The following is a 25,709-nucleotide window of genomic DNA, read 5'->3' as shown; positions in this document are numbered from 1 at the left end:
GTAGCCGAAGCTGGTGACGATGTAGACCTCGTTCTCGATGACGTAGCCGAAGCCGGTGACGATGTTGATCTGGTTCTTGATGACGTAGCTGAAGCTGCTGACGATGCAGATTCCGATTCTGTCATTGAAGAGACCAAAGATGATGCTGTAAATACTGACCCTGTTGTCAACAATGCTACTGAATCTGCTCCCGGAGATTTGGAACTTGCTGATACAGCCGAAGAGTCAGGCGATTTATCTCAAGACAGCGAAGATGATTTTTCTATACCGGGACTTGATGACCTTGATCTGGATGAGCTTGAAGAAAGCGGATCATCCGCAGATGAGGTTGATCTTGATGGTCTTATAGATGGACTTGGCGGTAACTCTTCTGTTGATGAGGATTCTGACCTTGATTCCGTTTTTGAAGACAGTGAAGAAGTTATGGACCTTGATGAACTGCTTACTGATTCAGATGACGAATTTTCTGAATTGGATGATCTACTCGGTGATGCCGGAGAAGAACTTGATCTGGGCGAGGTGCAGGAAGAAGTCTTGTCAGAAGAGGACCTTGAAGGTCTTATTTCTGATGTTAGTGAGGGAGGTCTCGATCTCTCAGAAGATATTTCGCTTGATGAAATTGAAGAAGATTTCCCTGAAGAAAAAGCCATTCCTGAAGATGTCGATCCAGTAAAAGATTCTGAGATGGTAGAAGATTTTGAGCCGGATGTTGAGATTGATTCCGATGATGTTGATCCTGATGAAATTGCAGACGCCCAGCCGGAAACAATTGATGTTGCCGCAATGGATGCGGAATCCGAAATTGCCGAACCGGAAGAGGACGTAACCGATTCTGAGGAAGAAACTGCTGCTGAGGCTGCTCCTGAAATAGATCTGGCTGACATTGAAGATCTTGATCTTGCCCGAACTGATTCTGAATTAGAACTTCGTGACAAAGAAGTAGCTGCCATTGAAGTTGAGCCGGAAGATGATCATAGTGGCCTCGATCTTGATGATGGCGATCTCGCCCTTGATGATCAGGATATCGATCTGGGAGCACTGCTGGAAGATGCTGAAATAGACCTTTCAGACCTTGATCTTGATGAAGTTGACGAGGAAGAGGCTCTGGCCGATGTTGTCAGCGTTGTTGACGATTCCGCAGCGGTAGAGGAACTTTCATCACGTCTTGATGAATTTGAATCAAGATTTGAGGAAGTTTCAGCTTTGAACGAGGCTAATCAGGCTTTGAGTGAACGAATCGTAGAGCTTGAAGAACGTCTGGGATACTACGAAAGTCTCTCTGCCAAGCTTGAGGAACGTTTGAACGGCTATGATGATCTTGCTGCCCGACTTGAAGCTCTTGAAGCGAAAACTTCAGAAGAGCCTGACTTCAGCAGTCAGGTTGAGACCTGTGTAAATACCGCCCTTGATAGCAGTGGTGAAATATTACAGAATCTCAGTTCTTCATTGCTGGAAGCTGCGGAAAGCAGAATCAAGGAAGGCTTTGAGTCCGAAGATGCAAAAATTTCAAAAGCTCTTGAAGAGAATGATTCCAGAATTTCTGAGTCTCTGGAGTCCGGCCTGACAGAACTTAAATCGGGTCTGACAGAACTGAAATCAGGCCTTGGAGCTGAAATCTCAAGTCTTGTCGAGTCTGGAATATCCGAACTGGGAGCTTCGCTGGAAAGCAGGCTTTCTGAAAAACTGGAATCTTCCAAAACTGAGTTAAGCGAAGAAATTGAATCCAGAATCAGCAGTCTTCCTGATCCGGAAGAAAAAATAGCTTCTGTTCTGGAGCGTGAACTTGACCCGGATGCACCTGCTTTTTACAGAATAAAGAGTCGTTTGACTGAAGATATTGAAGAATTCCTTGTTCCCAGATTTGTTGAAAAAATTGATGAAATCAAGGAAGAACTGGAGAATGAATTCAAGCTTCTGCTTGACGAGACTCTTGAAGAAAGGCTTGAAAAGGCCGTTCCTGCCGAAGCAGCCAGAATTATTCGTGAGGAGATTGCTGTTCTTGCAAGTGAGCTTGAAGAGTAATTTCAGAATAAAATTTAAAAAAGAATTAAAGGGACCGTGTTTATCGCGGTCTCTTTTTTTATTTAATTATTTTGTTGTTTCCTTTTGAAATGTTTTGTTAATTTGTTACAGATTATTTTTTATTTATATTTTTTATTTCGAACAATGCGATTGGAGAGGTATATTTTTTATTTTCAGGCGGGATAGGGGCTATAAGCGGGTCGACTAACCAGTTGCTCTCGTGATAAAGACCTCTCAAAATAGAGAAGGGCTTAAAAGGTTTTTTTCTTTTTTACCCGCCCGGAGCCCACCTGCGGAGGTCGTGGCCATTTCCCGCCGGGCGGGTTTTTTAGATTCTAAAATGGGAGTTAAAAATGGAAAAATTACAGAAGCAGGCACTTCAAGTTGCCAAAGAAATAATTGTAAAATTTATTGAAGTCGGTCGTATTTCCCCATCCAATTTTTCTGAAAATTTTGATACTATATATAATGATGTCTTAAAGACCATTTCAAGCGGGGAAGAAAATTCATGCGAGAAAGGAGCTTCCAAATAGATGTCGGAAGTCAGACAAACCGAACACGGCAGAAAAGTTGCTGCAATGTTCGGCCGCATTGCTGGATGGTATGATTTTCTGAACCATTTTTTAAGTCTCGGACAGGACTGCTACTGGAGATATCGTCTGGCAAGACTGGTCAAACCATTAAAGAACGGTTTGATTCTTGACCTTGCTGCCGGAACTCTTGATGTTTCGGTAGAACTTTTACGTCAGTATCCGGACTGCCGTGTGCTGGCTATGGATTTTACTTATCAGATGCTTCATTGCGGAAAGCGTAAAAAGCTTGACGGCAAACATGAACCAGTTAGAGGAAAACATATTGCCGCTGTTCAGGCGGATGGTAAAATTATCCCGCTGCCTGACAATTGTCTTGATGGAGCCACAATTTCTTTTGGTATAAGAAATATTCTTCCCCGTGCGGAAGTGTATAAGGAAATATTGCGCACCCTCAAGCCTGGAGCACGTTTCTGCATCCTTGAATTCGGCTCCGGCAAAAAGAGAATCTGGAAAGGTGTATACAATTTTTACCTGAACAAAGTTCTTCCTTTTATCGGGAGAATTATTTCCGGAGACAGCGGGGCATATACATATCTTGCTGATACCATTAAGGCTTTTCCTGACGAAAGGTCACTTGGAGAGGAACTTCGCAAAGCCGGTTTCAGCAGAGTGATGTTTATTCCTTTATTATCCGGTATAGTTTATATTCACGTAGCTGAAAAAGCCGAATAAAAGCTTTAAAGTTCAGCAATAGATTTTCCAAGCGAGATCAGGAGCAGCCCTAGAATCATCGCAATTAGGCCTAGTATGCGAAGCTGTTTTGGCCCTTTCTGCACAAGATTGAGCAGGATCATGGGCATGCGTTCTGAAAAAATAAAATAAGGTATGCCTTCAATCATGAAGGCAAGTCCGAGAGCCGATATAAGGTAGGACCAGTTAATACTCATAAGCAATATTTATCTGTGAGCGACGGCGTTGTCCACCCCGCCTGCTTTGAGATTTTGAAAAAATACAAACCAGGAAGAATTAAATGATTACGTATGAAAGTATAGAAAATAAAGAAACTCCAATAGCCATAGTAGGTCTTGGCTATGTTGGACTGCCACTTGCTGTGGCATTTGGACGTAAGTTTAAGGTTATCGGTTTTGATATCTCTGAAAAGAGAGTCAAGGAACTTGAAGAAGGTTACGACCGTACTGCTGAAGTTCTTGATGCTGATTTCAACCAGTATCTTGAATTCACCAGCGACCCTGCAAGGCTTAAAGAGGCCGGGGTAATCATTGTTGCGGTTCCTACTCCCATTGATAAAAGCCGTAATCCCGATCTTACCCCTGTTGTGGGCGCATCAAAGACTGTTGGACAGAATATGTCCAAGGGAACTGTGGTTGCATACGAATCAACAGTTTATCCCGGACTTACCGAAGATTTGTGCGTTCCCATTCTTGAAAAGGAATCAGGTTTGAAATTCGGATCTGAATTCAGCGTGGGATATTCTCCGGAACGCATCAATCCCGGTGACAGGGAACATACCCTCCAGACAATCGTAAAGGTTGTTTCCGGTAATGATGAAGCCTGCGCCGACCTTCTTGAAAAACTGTACGGCAGCGTTATTACTGCCGGAACACACCGCGCATCTTCAATAAAAGTGGCTGAAGCCGCTAAAGTTATTGAAAATACCCAGCGTGACCTGAATATAGCTCTTATGAATGAGCTTGCCCTTATATTTGACAGACTGGGAATTGATACTCTTGACGTTCTTGAAGCTTCCGGAACCAAATGGAACTTTCTGCCTTTCAGGCCGGGTCTGGTCGGTGGACACTGCATTGGTGTTGATCCCTATTACCTGACTACCAAAGCTGAAGAGATCGGTTACCACCCTCAGGTCATTCTTGCCGGTAGAAAAATCAATGATTCTATGGGTAAATTTATCGCTGATACTACTGTAAAACAGATGATAAACGGTGAAAGTGTGGTCAAGAATTCCCGTGTGGCTATTCTCGGTCTTACATTTAAAGAGAATGTTCCTGATCTCAGAAACACCAAAGTTGTTGACGTTGTTGAAGAATTGCGTTCCTTTGGAGTGAATGTTCTTGTGCATGATCCTTTAGCTGATCCTGAAGAAGCAAAGGAAGAATACGGACTCGAATTAGTTTCGATGGAAGAGTTGCATGATCTTGAAGCAGTAATCCTTGCTGTTTCCCATGATCAGTACAAATCTTTCGGACCGGAAGAAATCAAGGCTCTTTTCAAGAATCCGGATAAAGCAGTTGTTATTGATGTCAAAGGTTTCTTTGACCCCAAAGAACTCACTGATGCCGGTATTTCTTACTGGAGACTGTAAAAGTATATATGAAGCCTGTCCTGTTCATCACCGCCACGGTAAAAGAAATGAAGGCCGCTATCGGCGGACTTGGTGCTTTACCGCGGCTTGAGCAGGGCAGGGTTGCAGCGCATCATGTCAAAGGGCGTGAGTGTCTGTTGTTGGTTACAGGAATCGGTGTTGTGAATGCTGCACTGGCCCTTGGTTCGGCTCTGGCGGGAGCTGAATTTTGCGGGGCAGTTGTTGCCGGCGTTGCCGGAACATTCCTTCCCGATGTGTATCCGGTGGGTTCGGCCTGTTTTGTTAAGACTGAAATATGGCCCGAATACGGGCTGAAAAGAGCTGGCGGCATCGATCCTGGAGGGATCGGCTTTTGTTTAGGAAGAGCGGCTGGTGAAGATATTTGGGATAGGGTCGGGCTTGAAACAGATTTTACAAAGCTGGGCCTGAAAAATCCTGAAAATATTGACACTGCGGTGAGCCTGACAGTCAGCGGAGTTACCGGGAGTGCCGAAGGCGCAGACGTTTTACTGAAAAAGTATGACGCCGGTATTGAAAATATGGAGGGGTTTGCAGTCGCCTATGGATGTGCTTTGAAAGGCCTTCCCGTGTGTGAGGTGCGGACGATCTCGAACCTTGTGGGGTCACGCAGAGCCGAAGACTGGAATCTTGGTGCTGCTTTTGGCAAGCTTGGAAGTGTCTGCTCAAGTCTTTTTTGAGATGCGGGCTTATCGAAGCGTTTATCAACTACCGTAAATTGGAATCCTGGATTCAATGACAGAGCTATTACAATATTTTCAGCAGGAATTACCGAATATCAACTGTTTTCTTAAAAGCGAAACAGACAGGATGGAAGGTCTTGTCAGGGATGTTGCGCAACACGTCCTTCTCGCTCCGGGCAAGCGTATCCGCCCTGTGCTGACGCTGCTCAGTGCAAGGTCACTCGGTTATGCTTCAGAGGATATTTATCCTTTGGCCTGTTCACTCGAACTGCTGCACGCTGCCACGCTGATACATGACGATATTCTTGACGATGCAGATTTGAGAAGAGGCAGAAAAGCCGCACACCTTGTTTTCGGAGTTACTGAGACGGTCCTTGCCGGGGACGTTCTGCTGGCTCTGGCGAATCTTATCGGTTCCAGATATGGAAAATCACGTATCAGTATGATTCTTGCCGATGGCATTATGGCTACAGCTCAGGGAGAAATTCGTGAAATAGCACATATTTCAGAGCCTGTGGCAAGCCGTGATACCTACATGGAAATAATAATAGGCAAGACTGCCCGCCTTATTGAAACTTCCTGCCGTCTTGGTGCTGCTATTGCCTGTGATGATTCGGAAATTGAAGATGCCCTTGGAAATTTCGGCCTCAATATGGGCATAGCTTTTCAGCTTGTTGACGATGCTCTTGATTATGAATCTCCTTCTGACGATACCGGAAAACCGGAAGGCGGAGACCTTAAAGAAGGTAAAATTACTTTACCTTTGATTCTTTTGCTTGAAATGTTAGAAAGGGAAGAAGCGGAGGAGCTTCTTGCCGGATTAAAGGCCATGACCCTTAGTGAAGACCGCCGAAGTGAAATTGTCGGTCGAATCAGGGAAAAAGGTCTTGGACAACAGACAAGGCAGTTTGCCGCCGACTATGTTGAAAAAGCGAAACAGAGCCTCGCGCCGTTGCCCGACTCTCCTGAAAAACTCATTCTCGGGCATGCCGCGGATTATGTATTAACCCGTAGCAAATAGACTGTGAGTCATAAAGGAGCTGAAAGCCATGAGCCTTGAAGATATTCTTGAATCTCCTCATAAGATCATGAAGCTCAGTTTTCCTCCTGTAATGTTGAATCTTATGGAGGAGGCAGCAAAACCTGAACCGGATTTTGCGGTGCTCGGCAAAATTATCAGCATGGACCCGGCTCTTTCTACAACCATACTGAATCTGGTTAATTCTCCATTTTATGGCCTTTCTCAGGAAATTTCGGATTTGAAGAGGGCTGCCATTGTTCTTGGAACAAGGGAGCTCCTCAATCTTGCTGTTACCGTAACTTTTCAGAAACATATCTGTTCTAACCTTACTATTGATGGATATGATATCTATGAAGACTGGCTCATCACCGTATGGGGAGCCATCGCTGCAAATCTTATAGCTTCCAGAATATGCCCCGACCATGCCGACAGAGTCTATCTGTGCTGCCTGCTCAAGGATATCGGACTGTTCTTTTTAGGTTGCAATGCGCCCGAAGAGCTGCCCGGTCTTGATCGAATGAAAAATCTTACTTTTCTTTATTCCGGACAGATCGAGGAGGAAGAAAAAGTCTGGGGCATGAATCATGGCGATTTGAGCCAGACCCTTCTTAATCACTGGAAAGTGAAAGCTCTGGATTGTCCTGCCATTAAAAAACATCATGATATCTTAAATCTCGATTCCCACGATCCTCAGACCAAAGCTGTAATACTTGCCACCAGATGGGCTGAAATGGAAATTGGAGGGGCCGCGGCTCCTTTCAACGTGCTTCAATTTGAAAGCCTGCTCCAAAATTCCCTCAACATGTGCGAAGAAGATCTGGAGGGATTCAGGGATGTCTGCAGGACTAAATTCAAGTCCATGCTTGCTACTCTCGGGATGAGTGAGAACAAAAGCGAAACTCCTTACTATGAGCACAGCATAAAAAATTTACAGGCTAGTTATTTTCTAAGTCTGGAACTCCTCACAGCTGAAGGCGGACTGGATACAATCTCCAGAATAATTTCACGGCACTTAAAGCTTAACTGGGATATTTCAAACTGGGAACTGGCTTTAAAATCACCACACAGTAAAGAGTTCAGCCTTTATAGATCAGAAGGGGATGCCGGGGTAAGCCGTTTAGGTTCCGGCCTCAGGGAAGAGGAAATCAAATGGCAGTCCGATACTTTTCGCAGAGAAATATTCAGCCACCGCATCAAGCTTGGTGAGCTTCGCCTTGAAAGAAGTGAAATTTCGGAAAATGACATTGAAGATTTAAATCTTTATCTGCGTTTTGTCGGTCAGAGCTACGAACATTATAGCGCAAAGCAGTTTTTACTGGAAGATAGAGCACAGACTCTGGAAAGCCTGCCACTGGCAATAGCTACCCTTGATAATAAGGGCCGCTTGAAGGATATGAACGATCAGATGTCCAGAATGCTCGGCGGGGCAGGAGCCAGCGGGGAAAGTGATTTTAAAAAACTGGTTGAAATGGGTATAAATTCCAGCCTTGGCAGCAGGTGGGATGTCTTTCTCAATTCTGAAAATAAAAAAGCATTCAGCAAAATTCAATGTGGAAGACTCCGCACCGGCGGAGCTCCTAAAGACTCATGCCTGTATCTTTCGGCCCATAAAAATATGAAGAACAGTGATTCCGGAGTGACCGTCATAATGGAGGACATCCGGGAAGTATCTGAAGCTCAGGTCCAGTCGCTCAAGGAACGGGATTTTCTTGAGGGGCTTCTGGATTCCATGAAGGATATAGTTTTCACTGTCGACAAACGCGGTAACATCGGCTACGCCTCATCTCGTTTTTCAAAGATTTTTCTTGGCCGTAATCTTTTTGATATCGCCAGCCCATCTGAGACTTTTACCGGGAGATGGGGCCCTGAAGTCCTTTCGCACGGTAAAAATATTATTGAAGTCACCCTGAGCAGAACTGAATCTTCAGGGCTTCCATTTGAGCTTGTTATAAGCAGTCTTGGTGAAGAAGGCGGTGACAGATTTCTTATTGTAGCTCGTGACCTTACACCTATAAGAAGGCTGGAGGACAAGCTTAAAAAACAGGCTGTCTTTGACGGGCTTACAGAACTCTTCAATCACAGTCAGTTCAATTCACTTCTGCACCGTGAAATTGCGCGCAGTGATAGAACCGGAAGAGCCTTCGGACTCATGTTCTTTGATCTTGACGGATTTAAAAATGTCAATGACACTGAGGGCCACCTTGCAGGGGATAAAATACTTCGTTCAGTAGGAAGAATCCTCAAAGAGGAATTGCGGGCCGGAATGGATTTTCCCTGCCGATACGGCGGTGATGAGTTTGCGGCTATAGTTACTGAAGTGAGGGCTGAAGGCCTTCAGAAAATAGCGGAACGTATCCGCCTGAGGGCTGAGAAAGAGTTTTCCGGCAGGGTTACCGTCAGTGGTGGACTTGCTGTGCTAAGGCCCGGAGAAAAAGCTTCTGATGTTCTCAAAAGAGCTGATACCGCGGCTTATAAGGCCAAGGGAAAAGGCGGAAATAAATTTGAATGGTCCTGAGGCGTTTTATTTTATGAAAACCGGTACAGTATATTTTGTATTTCTGTCCGGTAGAAAAAATTAAATATAAAGATTCTGTCAAAGCCTTCCTGATTGTTCGGGACGGCTTTGTCTTTTAGTTTTGTTTATGGCAGTTCCGGTCTTCGGGCTGTTCCAATGTGAGAAACTCTGGCGCGTTGTCTGTGCCGTATTGAAAAAGGAGAGAGCCATGCTCTGGCGGATCGAGGTCGGTCTTAAATCCCATGTAAAAGATGTACACGGAAAAAGGGTGTCCCGCAAAATCCGTGAAGAACTAGGTCTGGAGGCGGGCGAAGTCCGCACCATAAAAGTCTACACGGTTGAAGGTCTGGAACAGAATGATGTTGATAAGGTTCTGGAACTCGGAGCACTGCATGATCCGGTTTTACATGATCCTTCACTTAAACCGCTGGCTTCCGGTGGAAAGTGGTATCTTGAGGTCGGTTTCAGACCCGGTGTAACAGATAACGAAGGCCGTACCGCTCAGGAAACTCTGGCTACAGTTCTCGGCCTTTCCGGTAAAGAAAGAGAAAAAATCAAAGTCTATACTTCCACACAGTTTATTTTTGATGAAGATCTGGAATTATCTCAGGTTGAATTCATTGCCGGTGGACTCCTGGCTAATAAACTGATTCAGCGCTACGAAATCAAATCAGCTGAAGACTGGAACGCCGCTCCCGGTTTTGAGGCTAAAGCCGCAAGAGTTACCGGACAGGCCAGTGATGAAGTCGCTATAATTCCTCTTTCCACCATGAGTGATGCCGAGCTGGTTGATTTCAGCAGGTCGAATACTCTAGCTCTAAATCTTGAAGAAATGCAGCGTATTCGTGATTATTTCGCCGCCCCGGAGAGAATGGAGCATCGTAAAAGCCTCGGTCTTGGAATTGATCCGACCGATGCCGAACTTGAAGCTCTGGCACAGACCTGGTCTGAACACTGCAAGCACAAAATTTTCAGTTCCAAAATTGATTACGAAAACAAGGAAACCGGAGTTCGTACAACTCTGGACAGCCTTTATAAAACCTGTATTCAAAAAACTACACAGCAGCTTCGGGATGAGAAAGGCGATGACGATTACTGCCTTTCCGTATTTAAAGATAATGCCGGAGTCATTAAGTTCAGCGACAAGATTAATGTCTGTGTAAAAATGGAAACACATAACAGCCCCTCGGCCCTTGACCCTTACGGTGGAGCCCTGACCGGTATCGTCGGTGTTAACCGTGACCCGATGGGAACCGGTATGGGTGCAAATCTGCTCTGCAATACTGATGTTTTCTGTTTTGCTTCTCCTTTTCATGAGGGTGAGCTTCCTCCACGTCTTCTGCACCCCCGCAGGGTTTTTGAAGGTGTCCGTGAGGGCGTTGAGCACGGCGGTAACAAATCCGGCATACCCACTGTAAACGGTTCAATGGTTTTCGATGAAAGATATCTCGGAAAACCACTGGTATACTGCGGAACAGTCGGTACCATGCCTGTTACTGTTGCCGGCAAGCCTAGTCATGAGAAAAAAGCTCTCCCTGGTGATATCATTGTCATGGCCGGTGGACGTATCGGCAAAGACGGTATTCATGGAGCAACATTCTCTTCTGAAGAACTGCACGAAGGTTCACCTGCTACAGCAGTTCAGATTGGTGACCCGATCACCCAGCGCAAAATGTATGACTGCCTGATGCGCGCCCGTGATCTCGGCCTTTATAACGCTATCACTGATAACGGTGCCGGCGGCCTTTCTTCTTCTGTCGGTGAAATGGCTGAAGACTGCAACGGCTGTGACCTTGACCTTGCCAAAGCTCCTCTTAAATATGACGGTCTGCGTCCGTGGGAAATTCTTGTTTCAGAAGCACAGGAGCGCATGACTCTTGCTGTTCCTCCTGAAAAGCTGGACCAGTTCATGGCCCTTGCTGAAGAGATGGATGTTGAAGCAACTGCTCTCGGTACTTATGTGGACAGCGGCTATTACAATATACGTTATGGTGATAAGCCGGTTGCCTCTATCGGCATGGATTTCCTGCATGACGGTGTTCCCCAGATGGAACTCAAGGCTGTCTGGGAACGTCCGGTAATCGAATTCAGCGGCGAGCCTGAAGTTGAAGATCACTCAGCTCTGCTTCTCGATATGCTTGGCAGACTGAATATATGCAGCAAGGAATATCTGGTTCGTCAGTACGATCATGAAGTGCAGGGCAAAAGCGTTGTAAAACCAATGGTCGGAGAACGTCAGGACGGTCCTTCGGATGCAGGTGTTTTAAGGCCTGATCTTGAATCAGAAAAAGGACTGGTTGTTTCTCACGGTATCTGCCCCAAATTCAGTGATCTTGATACTTACTGGATGATGGCTAACGCCATTGACGAAGCTGTAAGAAATGCTGTCGCTGTCGGTGCTGATATTGACTACATGGCCGGTGTTGATAACTTCTGCTGGTGTGATCCGGTTCAATCGGAAAGCACTCCTGACGGTCATTACAAACTGGCCCAGCTGGTTCGTGCCAATCTGGCTCTTTCACATTTCTGCCGCAGCTACGGGGTTCCCTGTATCTCAGGTAAAGACTCCATGAAGAACGACTACAAGGGTGGAGGAGTAAAAATCTCTATTCCCCCGACCGTTCTTTTCTCTGTGATAGGTGTTATTCCTGATGTTTCCATCTGCGTGACTTCCGACTTCAAGAAACCCGGAGATCTGGTTTATCTTCTTGGAAGAACCCGCAACGAACTTGGTGGAACCGAGATTGCCTCACAGCTTGGATTTTCGCATAATCTTGTACCCAGAGTTGAAGCTCTTGAAGCTGTTACCCGTTATCGCACTCTGCATCAGGCTATGCGCAAGGGTTACATCAGTGCCTGCCATGACCTTTCTGACGGTGGTCTCGCGGTTGCTCTTGCGGAAATGTCCATCGGTGGTCGTGTCGGTGCGGAGATAGATATCTGCTCCGTTCCCCGTGAATACGGTCTGAGTACTCTCTCAACCCTTTACAGTGAGACTCCTAGCCGTATGCTGGTAACTGTCGACCCGGCTAATGCCATTGCTTTTGAAGAAATGTTTGCAGGTCAGACTTTTGCTAGAATCGGAATGACAACCGGCCTTGATTCCTTTGGTATTACTGAAGGAATGGATGCTGTTGTCCGCAATAAAATTGCGGTCATGGCAAAAGCTTTTAAAGATACTCTTGACTGGTAGGCAGAAGTTTTTTTCCGTCTGACATTCAATCATAAATAAAAAATTGCCGGAGTTTTCGTCGTTGTGACGAAGACTCCGGCTTTTTTTTGTATTTCTCTAAAAAAACTTTAAACCGTAACCCTATTGTAGACCTGTTACATTGGACTGACCATATACAGAGGGCATCCAAACTACACTGAGCGCACCCCGGAGGTGCGAGGAGGAAGTCCGCATGAATGGTTCAGATGTAAGGGTGGACCTGCATGTCCATTCTAAATATTCGACACGACCGTCACAATGGGTTTTGCAGAAGCTCGGCTGCCCTGAGAGCTTCACCGAACCTTTAAGCATCTACAGACGGGCTCTTGCCAGAAAAATGGATGTAGTTACCATTACAGACCATAACACCATAGACGGCAGTCTTGAAATCGCTCATCTGGGCAATACGTTCGTGAGCGAGGAAGTCACCACCTATTTCCCTGAAGATGGATGCAAGCTGCACGTTCTTACCTATAACATCACCGAGGCTCAGCACCGGGAATTTCAAAAATTAAGAGAAAATGTATTTGATCTGGTTCCATATCTCAGAGAACAGAAGATCACCCATGTTCTTGCGCATCCTCTCTTTGCTGTGAATGAACGTCTGACCCCTGAGCATTTTGAGCAGTGCCTTCTGCTGTTCAACATACTTGAACTCAACGGAACAAGAGACGAGTCTCAGAACAATGCTTTGCGCTCTATTGTAGAAAGCCTCAATCCTGAAGTAATGGACAGGCTTGCTGATAAACACTCCATTAAGCCGTATGGCAGCACGCCGTGGGTGAAGTCTCTTACCGGCGGTTCGGATGATCATTCCGGTATCAACATCGCTCGGGTTTTTACCTGGATTTCCAAAGTGCATGACGTGGACGATCTGCTGGCAGCTCTGGAGCAGGATAGAACAATGGTGCAGGGCAGGCCCGCAACTCCGAGAACAATGGCCCATAATTTATATGGCATCGCCTATCAGTTTTATAAAAGCCATTTCAATCTTAAAACATTTCGAAGAAGCGCGGAATGCTTCGACTTTATAGATAATGCTCTTGATCCCGGAGATAAAAAAGAGCCCGGAATAATTGAAAGGCTTCAAAGCTATCTTTACCGCCATAGAAGCAGAAAATATTTCCAGAAGTCAGACAGCGTTCAGGCCGCGCTGCTATGTGAGGCCAATAAAATAGTTCAACAGGATGCCCGGTTTGATAAAGTCAGCAAGGGGGCTGTAAGAAGCCCTGAAGTGCTTGAAGATGAATGGTTCAGGTTTGTGGGAATGGCTACGGATAAAGTCCTTTCCGGACTTGGTGACAGGATTCTGCATAGTGCTGTCGGGGCCAATATATTTGATGTTTTTCATACCATAGGAGCTGCCGGTTCTCTTTATGCGTTGCTTGCTCCATATTTCCTTTCATACGGTCTTTTTGCCCGGGAAAGAGAACTGGCTGCTGATTGCCTGAAAGCTTTCGGACAAAAGGTGGAAGGTGAAAATGAAGTTCGCATTGCTCATTTTACCGATACTTTTGAAGAAGTTAACGGTGTTGCTCTGACTTTGCAGAGACAACTGGAGGTTGCCGGCAAGTATGATAAAAAGCTGACGGTAATTACCTGCGGTGCCGCCGGAATTTCAGATCAGATTGCCAGTTTCAAACCAGCGGGTGTTTTTGATTTTCCTGAATATCCGGAACTCAATATGACCTATCCGCCTTTTTTAAAAATTTTATCACATTGCATTGAAAAGGATTACAGCCTGTATCACCTTGCTACCCCCGGACCTGTCGGTCTTGCCGGGCTGGCCATAGCAAAACTGCTTAAAAAGCCTGTACATGGAACCTATCATACGGCTTTTCCCCAGTATGTGAGGGCTTTTACCGATGATACCGGACTTGAAGATTTAGCCTGGAAATTCATGATCTGGTTTTATAATCAGATGGAAATTGTTTTTGTTCCATCAGAAGCGACCGGCGATGAGCTTGTTGTCCGGGGTGTAGAGTCGAGTAAGATAACCACTTATCCCCGTGGTGTTGATACCAGCCGTTTTACTCCTGAAAAGAGAAATGGTTTTTATAAAGGAAAATTCAAGGTTAGAGAATCAGTAAAACTTATTTATGTGGGCAGGGTTTCGAGAGAAAAAAATCTTGATGTCCTAACCGAAGCTTTTTCGACCCTCGCTCCCATCAGGCCGGAAGTTCATCTGATTGTAGTCGGCGATGGCCCTTATCGGGAAGTCATGGAACAAAAGCTTTCAGGGATGGCAGTAACTTTTACCGGATATCTTGATGGGGATGATCTGGCTCAGGCTTATGCCAGTGCCGATATCTTTGTTTTTCCTTCGTCCACCGATACATTCGGAAATGTTGTTCTGGAGGCTCAGGCTTCGGGACTGCCGGTTATTGTCACTGACATTGGCGGGCCTAAAGAGAATCTTATACCGGACAAAACAGGGCTTATTGTAGAGGCCTGCAATTCTGATGCGCTGGCAAGAGCCATACTCAGGCTTACAGATCATCCTGAACTGCTTGGATATATGAGAGCTAGTGCCAGAGATTACACCGAAAAAAGATCTTTTGATGCGGAGTTTTTAAAAACATGGGATCTTTATGAGGAAAGCGTCCGGGTTTAACCGGGAGTTTAAAAAAAGGATATTGAGCGGTTGCATGATTATGCGGCCGCTTTTTGATTTGCCGCTTGAATTATAAAAAAAGGCCCGCAGACATGAAGTCCGCGGGCCGAAAGGTATATATAAACAAGAAGAAAGAATTAATCTTCTTCTTTGACTGCTTCGCTGATAGCGCATTCGGTTGTCAGCAGGAGGCCTGCTACGGATGCTGCATTCTGGAGAGCAATACGGGTAACCTTTTTAGGATCGATTACACCGGCTTTGATCAGGTCTTCGTATACGCCTTTGCCAGCGTTGAAGCCGAAACCGTCTTTACCTTCAAGAACTTTCTCAACTACAACAGATCCTTCGAATCCGGAGTTGGCTGCGATCATACGCAGAGGTTCCTGAGCGGCACGACGAATGATGTTGATACCTGCGAGTTCATCATCGTTACCTGCTTTGAGGTCGTCCAGAACTTTTACGCAACGAACAAGAGCGGTTCCGCCTCCGGGGACGATACCTTCTTCAACAGCTGCGCGGGTAGCATTAAGAGCATCTTCAACGCGAGCTTTCTTTTCTTTCATTTCAACTTCGGTTGCGGCACCGACTTTTACAACAGCAACTCCGCCAACGAGTTTGGCAAGACGTTCCTGAAGTTTTTCGCGGTCGTAATCGGAAGTGCTTTCAGCAGCCTGTGCTTCAATCATTTTTACACGGGCCATGATGTCTTCGGAAGCACCTGCGCCGTCAACGATAACAGTATTTTCTTTGTCAACGGTAATGCGTTTTGCGGTACCGAGGGCATCTACTGTTGCGTTGTCCAGTGTCAGGCCGACTTCTTCAGAAATAACCTGTCCACCGGTAAGAACTGCGATATCTTTGAGCATTTCTTTGCGGCGGTCACCAAAACCGGGAGCCTTGATTGCGCAAACCTGAAGGCTGCCGCGCAGTCTGTTGACTACCAGAGTTGCAAGAGCTTCGCCTTCAACATCTTCTGCTATAATGAGCAGAGGACGAGACATTTTAACTACCTGCTCAAGAATGGGCAGGAGCTCTTTCATGTTGGAAACTTTCTTTTCGCAGAGCAGGATCATGGGGTCTTCGAATTCGCAGACCATCCTGTCATTATCAGTGGCAAAATAGGGGGAGAGGTAGCCGCGATCAAACTGCATACCTTCAACTACATCAAGCTCGGTCATCATGCTTTTGGCTTCTTCAACAGTGATGACGCCTTCTTTACCTACTTTATCCATGGCTTCGGCAAGAATTTCACCGATGGTTTCATCACTGTTGGCGGAGATAGTTCCTACCTGAGCGATTTCAGCCTTGTCACGGGTGGGTTTGGCAATTTTGCCGAGTTCTTCGGTAATAGCAGCTACTGCTGAATCAATACCGCGCTTGATGGACATGGGATTGCGGCCTGCTGCGACGAGCTTTACACCTTCGCTGAAAACGGACTGTGCAAGAACGGTTGCGGTAGTAGTACCGTCACCGGCGATGTCGTTGGTTTTGGAAGCAACTTCCTTAACCATCTGTGCGCCCATGTTCTCGAATTTATCTTCAAGGTCGATTTCCTTGGCAACGGTTACACCGTCTTTAGTGATGGTGGGAGCTCCCCATGATTTTTCTATAACAACGTTACGACCGCGGGGTCCGAGGGTAACCTTAACTGCTTCAGCAAGAGTATCAACACCCTTTTTGATTTTTTCACGGGCATCTACATCAAACTCGATAGCTTTTGCCATGTTGTGAATTCCTCCTATTTAAGGAAATATTTTAAATTAGATTAAATTTGTATTAGGCTTCGATAACAGCCAGAATTTCTTCTTCGCGCATGATGATGAAGTCTTCACCGTCGACGCTCAGTTCGTTTCCTGCGTATTTGGCGAAAAGAACAGCGTCACCTTCTTTAACGGTCATGGGATTGTTGTCTTTTCCGGGACCGGTAGCGATAACCTGTCCTTTCATGGGTTTTTCCTGAGCTGCATCGGGAATGATGATGCCGCTTGCGGTTTTCTGTTCGCTTTCCATACGCTTAATGAGTACGCGATCCTGCAAAGGTTTGAGAGTCATGTTTCCTCCTCAACGGTATTTTTGAACTTCTTTTTTTTACAAACTGAGATCCGGAATACGGATAATCCGAACGAAAAAAAGGTCTCTTTAGCAGTAAAAAGACCAATTCAGCTACCTTTTCTCAAAGGTGGCCTAAAAGTAAGACAGAGCAGCAGCTTGTCAACACCGCGACTGCAATTTTTTTCAATTTTTTTCAGATGAATTATCTGAGCTGACTTTAGCACTGACTCTAAGCCCGAGCCGTTCCATTCTGGACAGCAGTGTGGGGCGTGACATCCCAAGCAGTCTGGATGCCTTGCTGCGGTTTCCATCACACATTGAAAGAGCTTCGGTTATCACCATGGATGAAAAACGGTCCATGAGATTGGCATAAGCATTTTCATCACCGCTTGAGAGCGTTCTGCGTATTATTTCAACCCCGTGGTTTTCATGGCTGTCAGCAGCTTCTGTATTACAGCTGCGGTCGCCCTTTATTGCCGATTGAATATCCTCGGCTGAAATAGGGGCTCCACGGTTGAAGATAAGGGCTTTCTGGATGCAGTTGGCCAGTTCGCGCACATTGCCGGGCCAGCTGTGTTCCTGAAGAGCCAGAAGACCGGAGCGGCTGATACCGGGATTACTCATACCCGGTACAGTTGAAAGTCGGCGTAGAAAATATTCAGTCAGCTGCGGAAGATCAGTAAGTCTTTCCCTGAGCGGCGGCAGTGGCAGTGTCACCACTTTCAACCTGTAATAGAGGTCTTCACGGAACAGTCCATCGTTTATGGCCTGTTCCAGATTTCTGTTTGTTGCGGCTATTATCCGCACGTCTATGGGAATTGTTTCCCGTCCGCCTATCCTTTCAATACTTTTTTCCTGAAGCAGTCTTAAAATTTTAGCCTGAATTGAAAGGGGCATATCACCTATTTCATCAAGAAAAACAGTCCCGCCGTCAGCCTGTTCAATCCGGCCTATTTTTCTGGTGTTGGCTCCGGTAAAAGCTCCCCGCTCGTACCCGAAAAGTTCACTTTCAAGCAGTGTTTCAGGAATGGCCACACAGTTGATGACAACAAATGGTTTGTCAGAGCGCATACTGTGCTGAAAAACGGCGCGTGCCACCAGCTCCTTCCCTGTGCCTGATTCTCCGCGGACCAGCACCAGCGCATCTGTCGGTGCGACCCTGCCAATGGATTTATACAGGTTCTGCATTGCCCTGCTGCCGCCGATAATTGCATCCACGTCAAGGTCTTCGCTGTCTGCATCAAGGCGGACCTTTTTTCTGGAAAATCTTGAAGCTTCGAGCGCTTTGCCTATAAGTTCCAGCATTTCAGGTATTTCAAAAGGCTTGAGAAGATAGTCAAAAGCACCCATTGATGTGGCTGTAATCGCTGTCTCAGTTGTTCCGTAAGCGGTCATGATTATGGACTGAACACTTGGATCAAGCTCTTTCATCCGGGAAAAAGTTTCGAGGCCGTCCATTCCGGGAAGGCGGACATCCTGAATCACAAGGTCCGGGTTGAAGGAAGTATAGATTTCGATCCCGGCCTCTCCAGATGCCGCACTCTGGACATTATGCCCCTCGCCCTGAAGTATTTTGGCAAAAGATATGCGCAGTGCCGCGTCATCATCAACAATAAGAATTTTAGCCACATCGACTCCGCTTATTTGAAGGGCAGGGTGATTATGAAAGCAGCCCCGCCTTCTGTTGATTTGCCCAGCCTGATACTGCCCCCGTGTTCTTCGATTATGCGTTTTGAAATTGAAAGTCCCAGTCCGGAACCTTCCTTTTTGGTGGAGAAGAACGGTTCAAAAATATGCGGGGCTTTGTCCTCAGGAACTCCGGCACCGTTGTCTTCCAGTTTGATAATCTGCACTTCGCCACCCTGCGGTAAAATTTTTTCTTCTTCCGTTACGGTCAGCCGGCCACCTTCCGGCATGGCCTCGCAGCAGTTCACCACAATATTCACCAGCATTTCTTTTAATCTTTCACCGTCAACAAGGTTGGGTTTAAGCGGTTCCCTGCGGTTGAGCACAACTTCTATTCCATAGGCGTTAAGCCGCTGACTCATAAGGGCAATGCTGTTGTCTATGACGTTTGAGACGCTGTTGCGCTCAGGTTTGATCCGCGGAGGGCGGGAGAATTCGAGGAAATTATTGAGCAGACTGTCTATATGCCTTATCTCTTCGGATATAACATCCAGATCATCTTTTTGCGATTCATCGAGTTCAAGGGTTTTCCCCAGTGTGTATAAACGCATTTTTACAGCGGTAAGAGGATTTCGAACGCTGTGGGCCATACCGGCTGCGAGTTTGCCGACAGTCGCCAGCTTCTGGGCCTGAGCAAGACTTTCCCGGCTCTGTTCAAGTTCATCTTCCTGTTCAGCTACAGCACTTACAAGACTGTGAACCCTGCTGCTGAGAGTTCTTACTTCATCCATCAATCCGCCGGAAGACTCATTTATGGTTTCTCCTTCGGCAAGCCTTCGCAGAGGATCGAAAACCCTGCGGACCAGCATCAAGGCCAGTGAAAGTCCGAAGATGAGTCCTGCCCCGAGAGATGAAAAAACTACCGCGTTCAGCTGGGTAGTGCGTTTTTCATTGTTTTCCATTGAATTGCGGATGCGCTTTTGCATGTTGAGCTTGAACTGTTCGCAGAGCATATAAACTTTCTTATATTCCTCGCGCGCCTGTTCGTGCAGATCCCGGCCTTTTTGTCTCAGTCCGCTTTTGTATAAGGCAATCACCTGATTGCGTAATGATGAGTAGTGAAAATAAGAGTTGCGTATTTTTTCCAGAAGTACGGCGTTTTCGCCTATATTCAGAGGAGTCACCCGTATCAGCCAGTCCATGAATTCTTTTTCGCGTCTGCTTAGTGATTCCAGCCAGTCTTCGCTGCCATCCATGAAATAGTAGCTGACGAATCCTTTTTGACCGGTCAGGGAATTTTCAAGCTCCACAGCGGCCTGCAAAGAAGTTACTTCACCTTGAACCATAGTTCTGAAGTCTTTGTTCAGGGTGTAGGTGTACCATGCCGAAACGCCTCCAAGCAGAGCTGTTGCGGCAATCATGGCCCCAAGGGTTGCATATATACGAAATCTAAGACCAAACATGGTAAGTTTCCGGAGAATGGTTTTGGGAATGCGTTTAATCACCTGATTCACCTTTTCCTTCAAGGAAAAAGCTACCGAATCCGGGTTCATCCTGACCTCTGGAAACTATTTCGTCAATATCCCTTATGAATTGTTCCCGGTAGTTTGAAACACATTCCTGGTCGCACATGACCATGTCCATCTGGCGGGTATGAATTATGATATACCCCAGTGCCCGCAGTGCTCTGAGCATGTATGCCTTTTCCTGCCCGGTAAGTCGGGAAAAGCAGTTTTCGCCTCTCAGTCTTGTTCTGAATCCATAATATGAGAGCACGGATTTGATGAATTCAACTCTGCGTCTTTTGCGTTCATAATCAGCCGCGCCGCCCCGAAACTTGAAACTGATGTAGTTCTCAGCGGGATTGTCGCCTACAAGGGCTTCGGCAACAGAGAAGTGAAAGCCGAATCTGGTGTGCAGCAGACAGAAATTTTTTGAAATCATGAAATAATTTTTAAAGCTGTGCGGTGAAACCACTGCCGGGTCAAGATGGGGATTGGCCGAGGCTTCAACTAAAATAGACATGAACCCTCTGGCATTTACCGGGGGCGGACCAGCCCAAGGCACAGCCATCATTCCATCCCATAGAGCGGTCATGGGCTCGCAGCGTATCTGGGCCAGACCTACATACTTGCCTTTTATTTCTGATGCGAATCCGTCATCAAGATTAACTACCCACCACTTAAGCGGGCGGTCTGCAACAATCTGTTTAGCTGCCCTCAAGGCTGATTGTTCAGATGAACCGGAACTGAACATGTGCCGCACGGAAACTTCATGTATATATCTGGTCAGGTCGTGCAGTGTCCGGCATCCTGCTGCTGAAAACTCCCTGCTTTCAGGGTCGGTCAGGTTGAGCGGGGTGATCAGCTTTGAAGCTTTTTTAAACTTGTCACTTAAAGGAGAATGCTGTTGCCGCAGAACATTGTTTTTTGTGTTTTCGAGTAATTTTTCTTCAATTCCCGGATATACGGCTCTGCTTTCGGCATCCATGGTCACAATGTCTCCTGCTGCCAGAAAGCCGGTAGCATTTTCCATGCCCATGATTGCAGGGATTCCGTACTCTCTGGCAACATTAGCAAGATGCCCCGTTATGCCGCCTTTTTCCGATATCAGCCCGGAGACCCGCCTGAGCAGCGGGGCGTATCTTGGAAAAGCTCTTGTAACTACGAGGATACAGCCTTCCGGTATATTGAGCGTTGTCGCTTTACTTCTGAGGATATGAACAGGGCCGCCTGCTGCTCCGGGACTTGCGGTTACTCCTCCTGTAATCACAGGTTCCGTATCAATTTTAATTTCCGTATTTCTGTTTCTGCGTACAGCGTGTCTAAGCGGTCTGGATTGCAGAATAATCAGTTGATCCTGATGATTGAAGGTCCATTCTATATCCTGAGGATAGTCAAAAAAATTTTCAATATTCAAAGCGGTTGAGGCGATCCTTTTTGCCTGATCAGCATTGATGCTCGCCCCGTTATGCGGATCAGCAGTCTCTTCTTTTAAAATTTCGCAACTTCCGCGTGAGATGATGAAGCGGTCATTTTTTTCAGTGCCGTCAACAACATTTTTAGCCAGCCCGAAGACTGAATCGATCACAATATTATTGTTTTCATGATCAGCCGGATCTCTGGTGTAGACAACTCCGCCGGAAACAGAATCAACCATTTCCAGAAAGCAGACGCACATGCCGTTTTCATCGTCCGGTATTCCTCTGCTCAGAGCATATTGAAGAGCCCTTGCGGAATACTTACCAGCCAGAACTTTACGGTATGCCTCCAGAATACTGTCAGGAGAAATATCAAGCAGCGATCTAAACTGGCCTGCAAAGGAAGCCTGCATGGAGTCTTCACCCACGGCACTGCTGCGCACGGCAAATTTTATATCAGGGTTTGAATCCGCCATAATCTTTATCTTTTCGCTTATGGCAGTTTCCAGCTCCGGTGGAATTTCGGAATTAAGTATTAAAGATTCTATTTCCGGCTGAACCTCATTCATCCTGTCTGCAATATTTTCGTGCAGGTATTGCAAAAGACTTTCTATCCGGGACGTGATTCCGTTGTATCTCAGTATCAGATCAAAAGCAGAGGATGTCGCTGTGAAGCCTGATGGAATTTTAACATCAAGACCTCTTATCAGTTTGGAGAGGTTGGCGGCTTTGCCTCCTGTTGCCAGCGGATTGGAAGATCTTACGTCTCTAAGATCAAGCACTAGAGGGGCTTCCTGTTCATGCCTGCCTTCATCCAGTATCTCACGCAGTCTGGATTCTATTTCTCTGAATCTGATTTCCAGTTCAGGATATTTACCGGGGGCTAGAATATCCAGTTGCCTGACCATCTGTAGAACACTGACGGAAGCTTGCGTGCATCTGGTTTTTAGAAAATCGTTGCTGACCGCTCTTTTCCCGTTCTGGCTTTCGTCAAGCTCAGCCATAACCTCAAGGGCTTTGTTGTTAGCTGAAAGCAGTATTTTGAAAGCCTGATAACGCAGTTTGAATTCTGCCTGCAATTTGTCGAGGTCCTCACGGGAGCCGGTGGATTTTTCAATCCCGGGCAGAAAGGATAAGATTTTTGCTATCAGGCCGCCGGACATATGTTTTCCTTTATGAAGCCCTGCGGAGCATTGCTCCGCAGGACTGTAGTGAGGGGTGATAAGGTGTAATTCTTCTAAATTGTTTTAGCTTAGTTAATCAGGCTTCGCTCTTTGAGCCTCTGGTCATTTTAAGACCGAAAGCCTGAAACATACTGAGGATGGCCATACCCCACCAGAGGGTATAAATGACATAGAATACCAGTGAAAAAGCCAGTAATTCTACTTCTTCGTTAGCCTTTTCCGAATCAATTCCGAAAAAGTTATATCCTACTTCAATAGCTTTTTTATTAACTTCAGCAAATTGGGCGGCAATCTTGAACTTCTTCTGAGCCTTGAGCGAATTTTCCATAGCTCGGGCAGAAAGCCACCAGCCGTACATTACGGTCTTACCGGGTATGCCATATTTCTGTTCAACCTGCTTATCCTTGTTGAAGAACATGGCATCGGAATCTTCCAGAGCCGCAAAGAGAATGTCACCTATATTGGCTGTAAACGTCAGCCCGCCTTCAATTGGTGATATCTGACCATATCCCGATAAAACTTTGGTCATAAGCGCTGCTTTGTCAGGGTCAGTGACCTTTAATTTCATGGTCAGGGTCACATCCTTATATTTGAGGCTCTTTTCTTCCAGTCCTTTGATGTAATAGGTTGAACCTTTAGCCATGGAGTTGAACAGCTTGTCAGAATACTCCAGGGCGTTGTGTCCTCTGTATATCGGCATGAACATGCAGAACAGCACCGCAGCAAATACAATGATCATGAATAAACCGATCACAAAATGCTTTTTGTCTCTTACTATCATGGTTAGGCCTCCGATCTGAAGGTTTTGATATTGCTGGTAAACTTGGCGATAACCCAGACTGCGAATATTCCGATGACTATAAAGAAGAGCCAGTTGCCTATCTGGGTCAGTATTCCGGCAAGACCCGGATCAATGTTGAGTATTTCCATCTCCATAAGCTTTCCGGGGAGAGCGAAGATACGGTTTACAAATCCAGCCAGAATTGCAGTGGCATAAAAGCCGCGAATATAGATTCCTTTAACAACCTTGGTGGTCAGTGCTCCGACCTGAATGCCGAAGAGAGAACCGATCAGCATGCCCATTGCCAGAGTATAGAAAATGAAACCGTAGATAGCATACTGTGAGATTGAAGCGTAACCGGCGGTGAAGATAATCTGAAGGATATCAGTACCGACAGTTGTGAATGAGGATACGCCGAGAATGTAGACGAACATGGGGAATGTGAGGAATCCTCCGCCAACACCCATAATCGCAGCTGCGAAGCCTACCACGCCTCCGCACATTGCTACGAAAAGGCCGGATATTTTCTTTCCGCCGGGAACCAGATCTTCGTCAAAACCGATCATCGGGGGAATATTAGCCCTCTGCAGTTTTGCAGGAAGCCCGCCGCTCTGTCCGGGAGCTCCACCGTGGGCATCACCGCCGGCATCGTTTTTACGCAGACGCAGAAAGTCAATAAGGGCGTATGTGCCGAGGAATCCCAGAAGGACTACATAAACAACGCTGATGAATGTATCAGAGAGAACAGGGTTGGCTTCGTATAAGGCCCTGTTTATGACACCACCGCCGGTTACGCCTAGACCGGAGCCGATCAGAAAGGCGATTGCCAGCCCTACTGATACGTTTCCGAGTTTTTTGTGAATTACTGTTCCCATTATGGCTTTTGCAAAAATATGGAAAAGGTCTGTACCTACAGCCAGAATACCTTTAATTCCTGCACTCATAAGGGCCGGGGTAATAATAAATCCGCCTCCGGCACCGATACAGCCGGTTACAAGTCCGGCGCAGAGACCGATAAGAATTGATACCGCAAAGATAACCGGTGTGTAGAAAGCCGGACTGTATGCTTTTTTCCCACCGAGTATTGCCGGAAGTTCCGGATCAGATGCCGCTATAGCCACGGAAAATAGGATTATCGGTAAAATACAAATTCCGAGAATAATAAGCCTTTTCCGAGAAGACAGAATGTTGTGTGAAACTTCCATGTCCCATTTGGCATGGGCAACGGATGCCGCAACCAGCATTCTATATGCCTTTCTAAATATCGTCATACTGTCTCTCCCTCTGTTTTCTGAAACTGATTCAGAGTTACCGGGTTACTGCCCGGAATTTTTGTTTTTCTGCCTAAGTAGTTTTCTGGTATTCGCATCAATTATTTTAAGCACCAGCTCATCAAGACTCACTGGTTTCAGCAGGTAGTCGAATGCTCCGTTTTCCATTCCGCCTACGGCATCTTCAAGATCACAATGTCCGGTGAGCATGATAACTTCCACTTCAGGGAAATTATTCCGGATGATCTTTAAAGCGGTGAGTCCGTCGGTCACAGGCATCTTTACATCGAGAACAACTACGTCCACTTTGTCGTTCTCAAGGATAGGCATGGCCTCTTCCGCACTGTGTGCTCTGAGAATCCGCATATCCCTTCGCGAGAGTCTTCTGCATAAAACGTCTACAAACGCTATCTCGTCATCAACCAATAAAACGTTGATCATGGTGCTTTCCCCCAGCCTGTCAGACCTTCGTCCGGGTTATGTCCCGGAGTCTGGCCTGAGTTATTCTTTCCATCTGGTCATCATGCCGGGCCTTGGCCTGACTGATTTTTTCCATCAGGATTTCAATTTCACATGGTTTCATCAGGTAATCGAAGGCCCCGAGTTTCATTCCATCTATGGCGCTTTCAACAGTTGCATGCCCGGTGAGCATGACTACTTCCAGCACAGGGTATTCAGACTTGATTGCTTTGAGTGTTTCCAGGCCGTCCAGACCGGGCATTTTCACGTCAAGCACAACCACATCCATTTCCGGAACTTCACGCAGAACCTCCAGTGCTTCGACACCTGAATGGGCCTCATGAATTTTAAGACCCCTTTTGGAAAGTCTCCGGGCTATGGCCTCGACGAAATGTATTTCATCATCAACCAGCAGCACATTTGCGTTTTGCAGTATGGTCATGGCTTTCCTCCTTTTA

General features: G+C 46.3%; 19 protein-coding genes. 9 read left to right on the top strand and 10 right to left on the bottom strand.

The window, feature by feature from the left end:
* From G496_RS0116635 to G496_RS0116625, 3 genes are all read left to right on the top strand, one after another.
* A partial coding sequence (locus tag G496_RS0116635; protein WP_027180262.1) for a hypothetical protein occupies positions 1-2,022 on the top strand: 2,022 nt, incomplete at its 5' end.
* Positions 2,023-2,375: 353 nt separating this feature from the next.
* A complete protein-coding gene (locus G496_RS0116630; RefSeq protein ID WP_027180261.1) occupies positions 2,376-2,555 on the top strand; it encodes a hypothetical protein in 180 nt (59 codons plus the stop codon).
* Positions 2,556-3,287, top strand: coding sequence for a ubiquinone/menaquinone biosynthesis methyltransferase (locus G496_RS0116625; protein WP_027180260.1), 732 nt, complete (start codon positions 2,556-2,558; stop codon positions 3,285-3,287). It abuts the gene before it with no gap.
* Between the two features lie 5 nt (positions 3,288-3,292).
* Here G496_RS0116625 and G496_RS0116620 read toward each other — a convergent pair whose 3' ends face one another.
* Positions 3,293-3,502: a DUF2065 domain-containing protein gene (locus tag G496_RS0116620; protein WP_027180259.1), complete on the bottom strand. Its 210-nt coding sequence runs from the start codon at positions 3,500-3,502 to the stop codon at positions 3,293-3,295.
* Between the two features lie 83 nt (positions 3,503-3,585).
* On the opposite strand from G496_RS0116620, the gene G496_RS0116615 reads away from it, so the two are divergent.
* The 6 genes from G496_RS0116615 to G496_RS0116590 all read left to right on the top strand — a co-directional run bounded on the left by G496_RS0116615 (position 3,586) and on the right by G496_RS0116590 (position 14,958).
* On the top strand, positions 3,586-4,896 hold the full coding sequence (locus G496_RS0116615; RefSeq protein ID WP_027180258.1) for a nucleotide sugar dehydrogenase: 1,311 nt from the start codon (positions 3,586-3,588) through the stop codon (positions 4,894-4,896).
* An 8-nt stretch (positions 4,897-4,904) separates the two neighbouring features.
* The gene (mqnB, locus tag G496_RS0116610; protein ID WP_027180257.1) at positions 4,905-5,594 is read left to right on the top strand and encodes a futalosine hydrolase; all 690 of its coding nucleotides are present in this window, start codon (positions 4,905-4,907) and stop codon (positions 5,592-5,594) included.
* 55 nt (positions 5,595-5,649) lie between these two features.
* Positions 5,650-6,618, top strand: coding sequence for a polyprenyl synthetase family protein (locus G496_RS0116605; RefSeq protein ID WP_027180256.1), 969 nt, complete (start codon positions 5,650-5,652; stop codon positions 6,616-6,618).
* Between the two features lie 28 nt (positions 6,619-6,646).
* Entirely contained in the window at positions 6,647-9,133 is a 2,487-nt protein-coding gene (locus G496_RS0116600; protein WP_027180255.1) for a sensor domain-containing diguanylate cyclase, read from the top strand.
* A gap of 208 nt (positions 9,134-9,341) precedes the next feature.
* A complete protein-coding gene (locus G496_RS0116595) occupies positions 9,342-12,326 on the top strand; it encodes an AIR synthase-related protein (RefSeq protein WP_027180254.1) in 2,985 nt (994 codons plus the stop codon).
* A gap of 211 nt (positions 12,327-12,537) precedes the next feature.
* Positions 12,538-14,958, top strand: a complete 2,421-nt coding sequence (locus tag G496_RS0116590; RefSeq protein ID WP_027180253.1) for a glycosyltransferase — start codon at positions 12,538-12,540, stop codon at positions 14,956-14,958.
* Between the two features lie 137 nt (positions 14,959-15,095).
* Here the strand turns inward: G496_RS0116590 and groL are convergent, their stop codons facing one another.
* From groL to G496_RS0116545, 9 genes are all read right to left on the bottom strand, one after another.
* On the bottom strand, positions 15,096-16,682 hold the full coding sequence (groL, locus tag G496_RS0116585) for a chaperonin GroEL (protein ID WP_027180252.1): 1,587 nt from the start codon (positions 16,680-16,682) through the stop codon (positions 15,096-15,098).
* Positions 16,683-16,734: 52 nt separating this feature from the next.
* Entirely contained in the window at positions 16,735-17,010 is a 276-nt protein-coding gene (locus tag G496_RS0116580) for a co-chaperone GroES (protein WP_027180251.1), read from the bottom strand.
* A 183-nt stretch (positions 17,011-17,193) separates the two neighbouring features.
* A complete protein-coding gene (locus G496_RS0116575; protein ID WP_027180250.1) occupies positions 17,194-18,639 on the bottom strand; it encodes a sigma-54-dependent transcriptional regulator in 1,446 nt (481 codons plus the stop codon).
* A gap of 11 nt (positions 18,640-18,650) precedes the next feature.
* Positions 18,651-20,099 carry a sensor histidine kinase gene (locus tag G496_RS0116570; RefSeq protein WP_051295132.1) on the bottom strand — a complete coding sequence of 483 codons (1,449 nt, stop codon included), beginning with the start codon at positions 20,097-20,099 and terminating at the stop codon, positions 18,651-18,653.
* Positions 20,100-20,133: 34 nt separating this feature from the next.
* Positions 20,134-22,719 carry a PEP/pyruvate-binding domain-containing protein gene (locus G496_RS20170; RefSeq protein ID WP_051295118.1) on the bottom strand — a complete coding sequence of 862 codons (2,586 nt, stop codon included), beginning with the start codon at positions 22,717-22,719 and terminating at the stop codon, positions 20,134-20,136.
* Between the two features lie 97 nt (positions 22,720-22,816).
* Positions 22,817-23,521: a hypothetical protein gene (locus G496_RS0116560; RefSeq protein ID WP_027180248.1), complete on the bottom strand. Its 705-nt coding sequence runs from the start codon at positions 23,519-23,521 to the stop codon at positions 22,817-22,819.
* Between the two features lie 2 nt (positions 23,522-23,523).
* Entirely contained in the window at positions 23,524-24,792 is a 1,269-nt protein-coding gene (locus G496_RS0116555) for a sulfite exporter TauE/SafE family protein (protein ID WP_027180247.1), read from the bottom strand.
* 45 nt (positions 24,793-24,837) lie between these two features.
* The gene (locus tag G496_RS0116550; RefSeq protein ID WP_034633705.1) at positions 24,838-25,233 is read right to left on the bottom strand and encodes a response regulator; all 396 of its coding nucleotides are present in this window, start codon (positions 25,231-25,233) and stop codon (positions 24,838-24,840) included.
* Positions 25,234-25,252: 19 nt separating this feature from the next.
* The gene (locus G496_RS0116545) at positions 25,253-25,693 is read right to left on the bottom strand and encodes a response regulator (RefSeq protein WP_027180245.1); all 441 of its coding nucleotides are present in this window, start codon (positions 25,691-25,693) and stop codon (positions 25,253-25,255) included.
* Positions 25,694-25,709: the final 16 nt, after the last annotated feature.

The organism is Maridesulfovibrio bastinii DSM 16055, from assembly GCF_000429985.1.
Taxonomy (GTDB): Bacteria; Desulfobacterota; Desulfovibrionia; order Desulfovibrionales; family Desulfovibrionaceae; genus Maridesulfovibrio; species Maridesulfovibrio bastinii.
The sequence above is the reverse complement of the archived record's forward strand: the minus strand, read 5'-3'. Positions and strand labels throughout refer to the sequence as shown.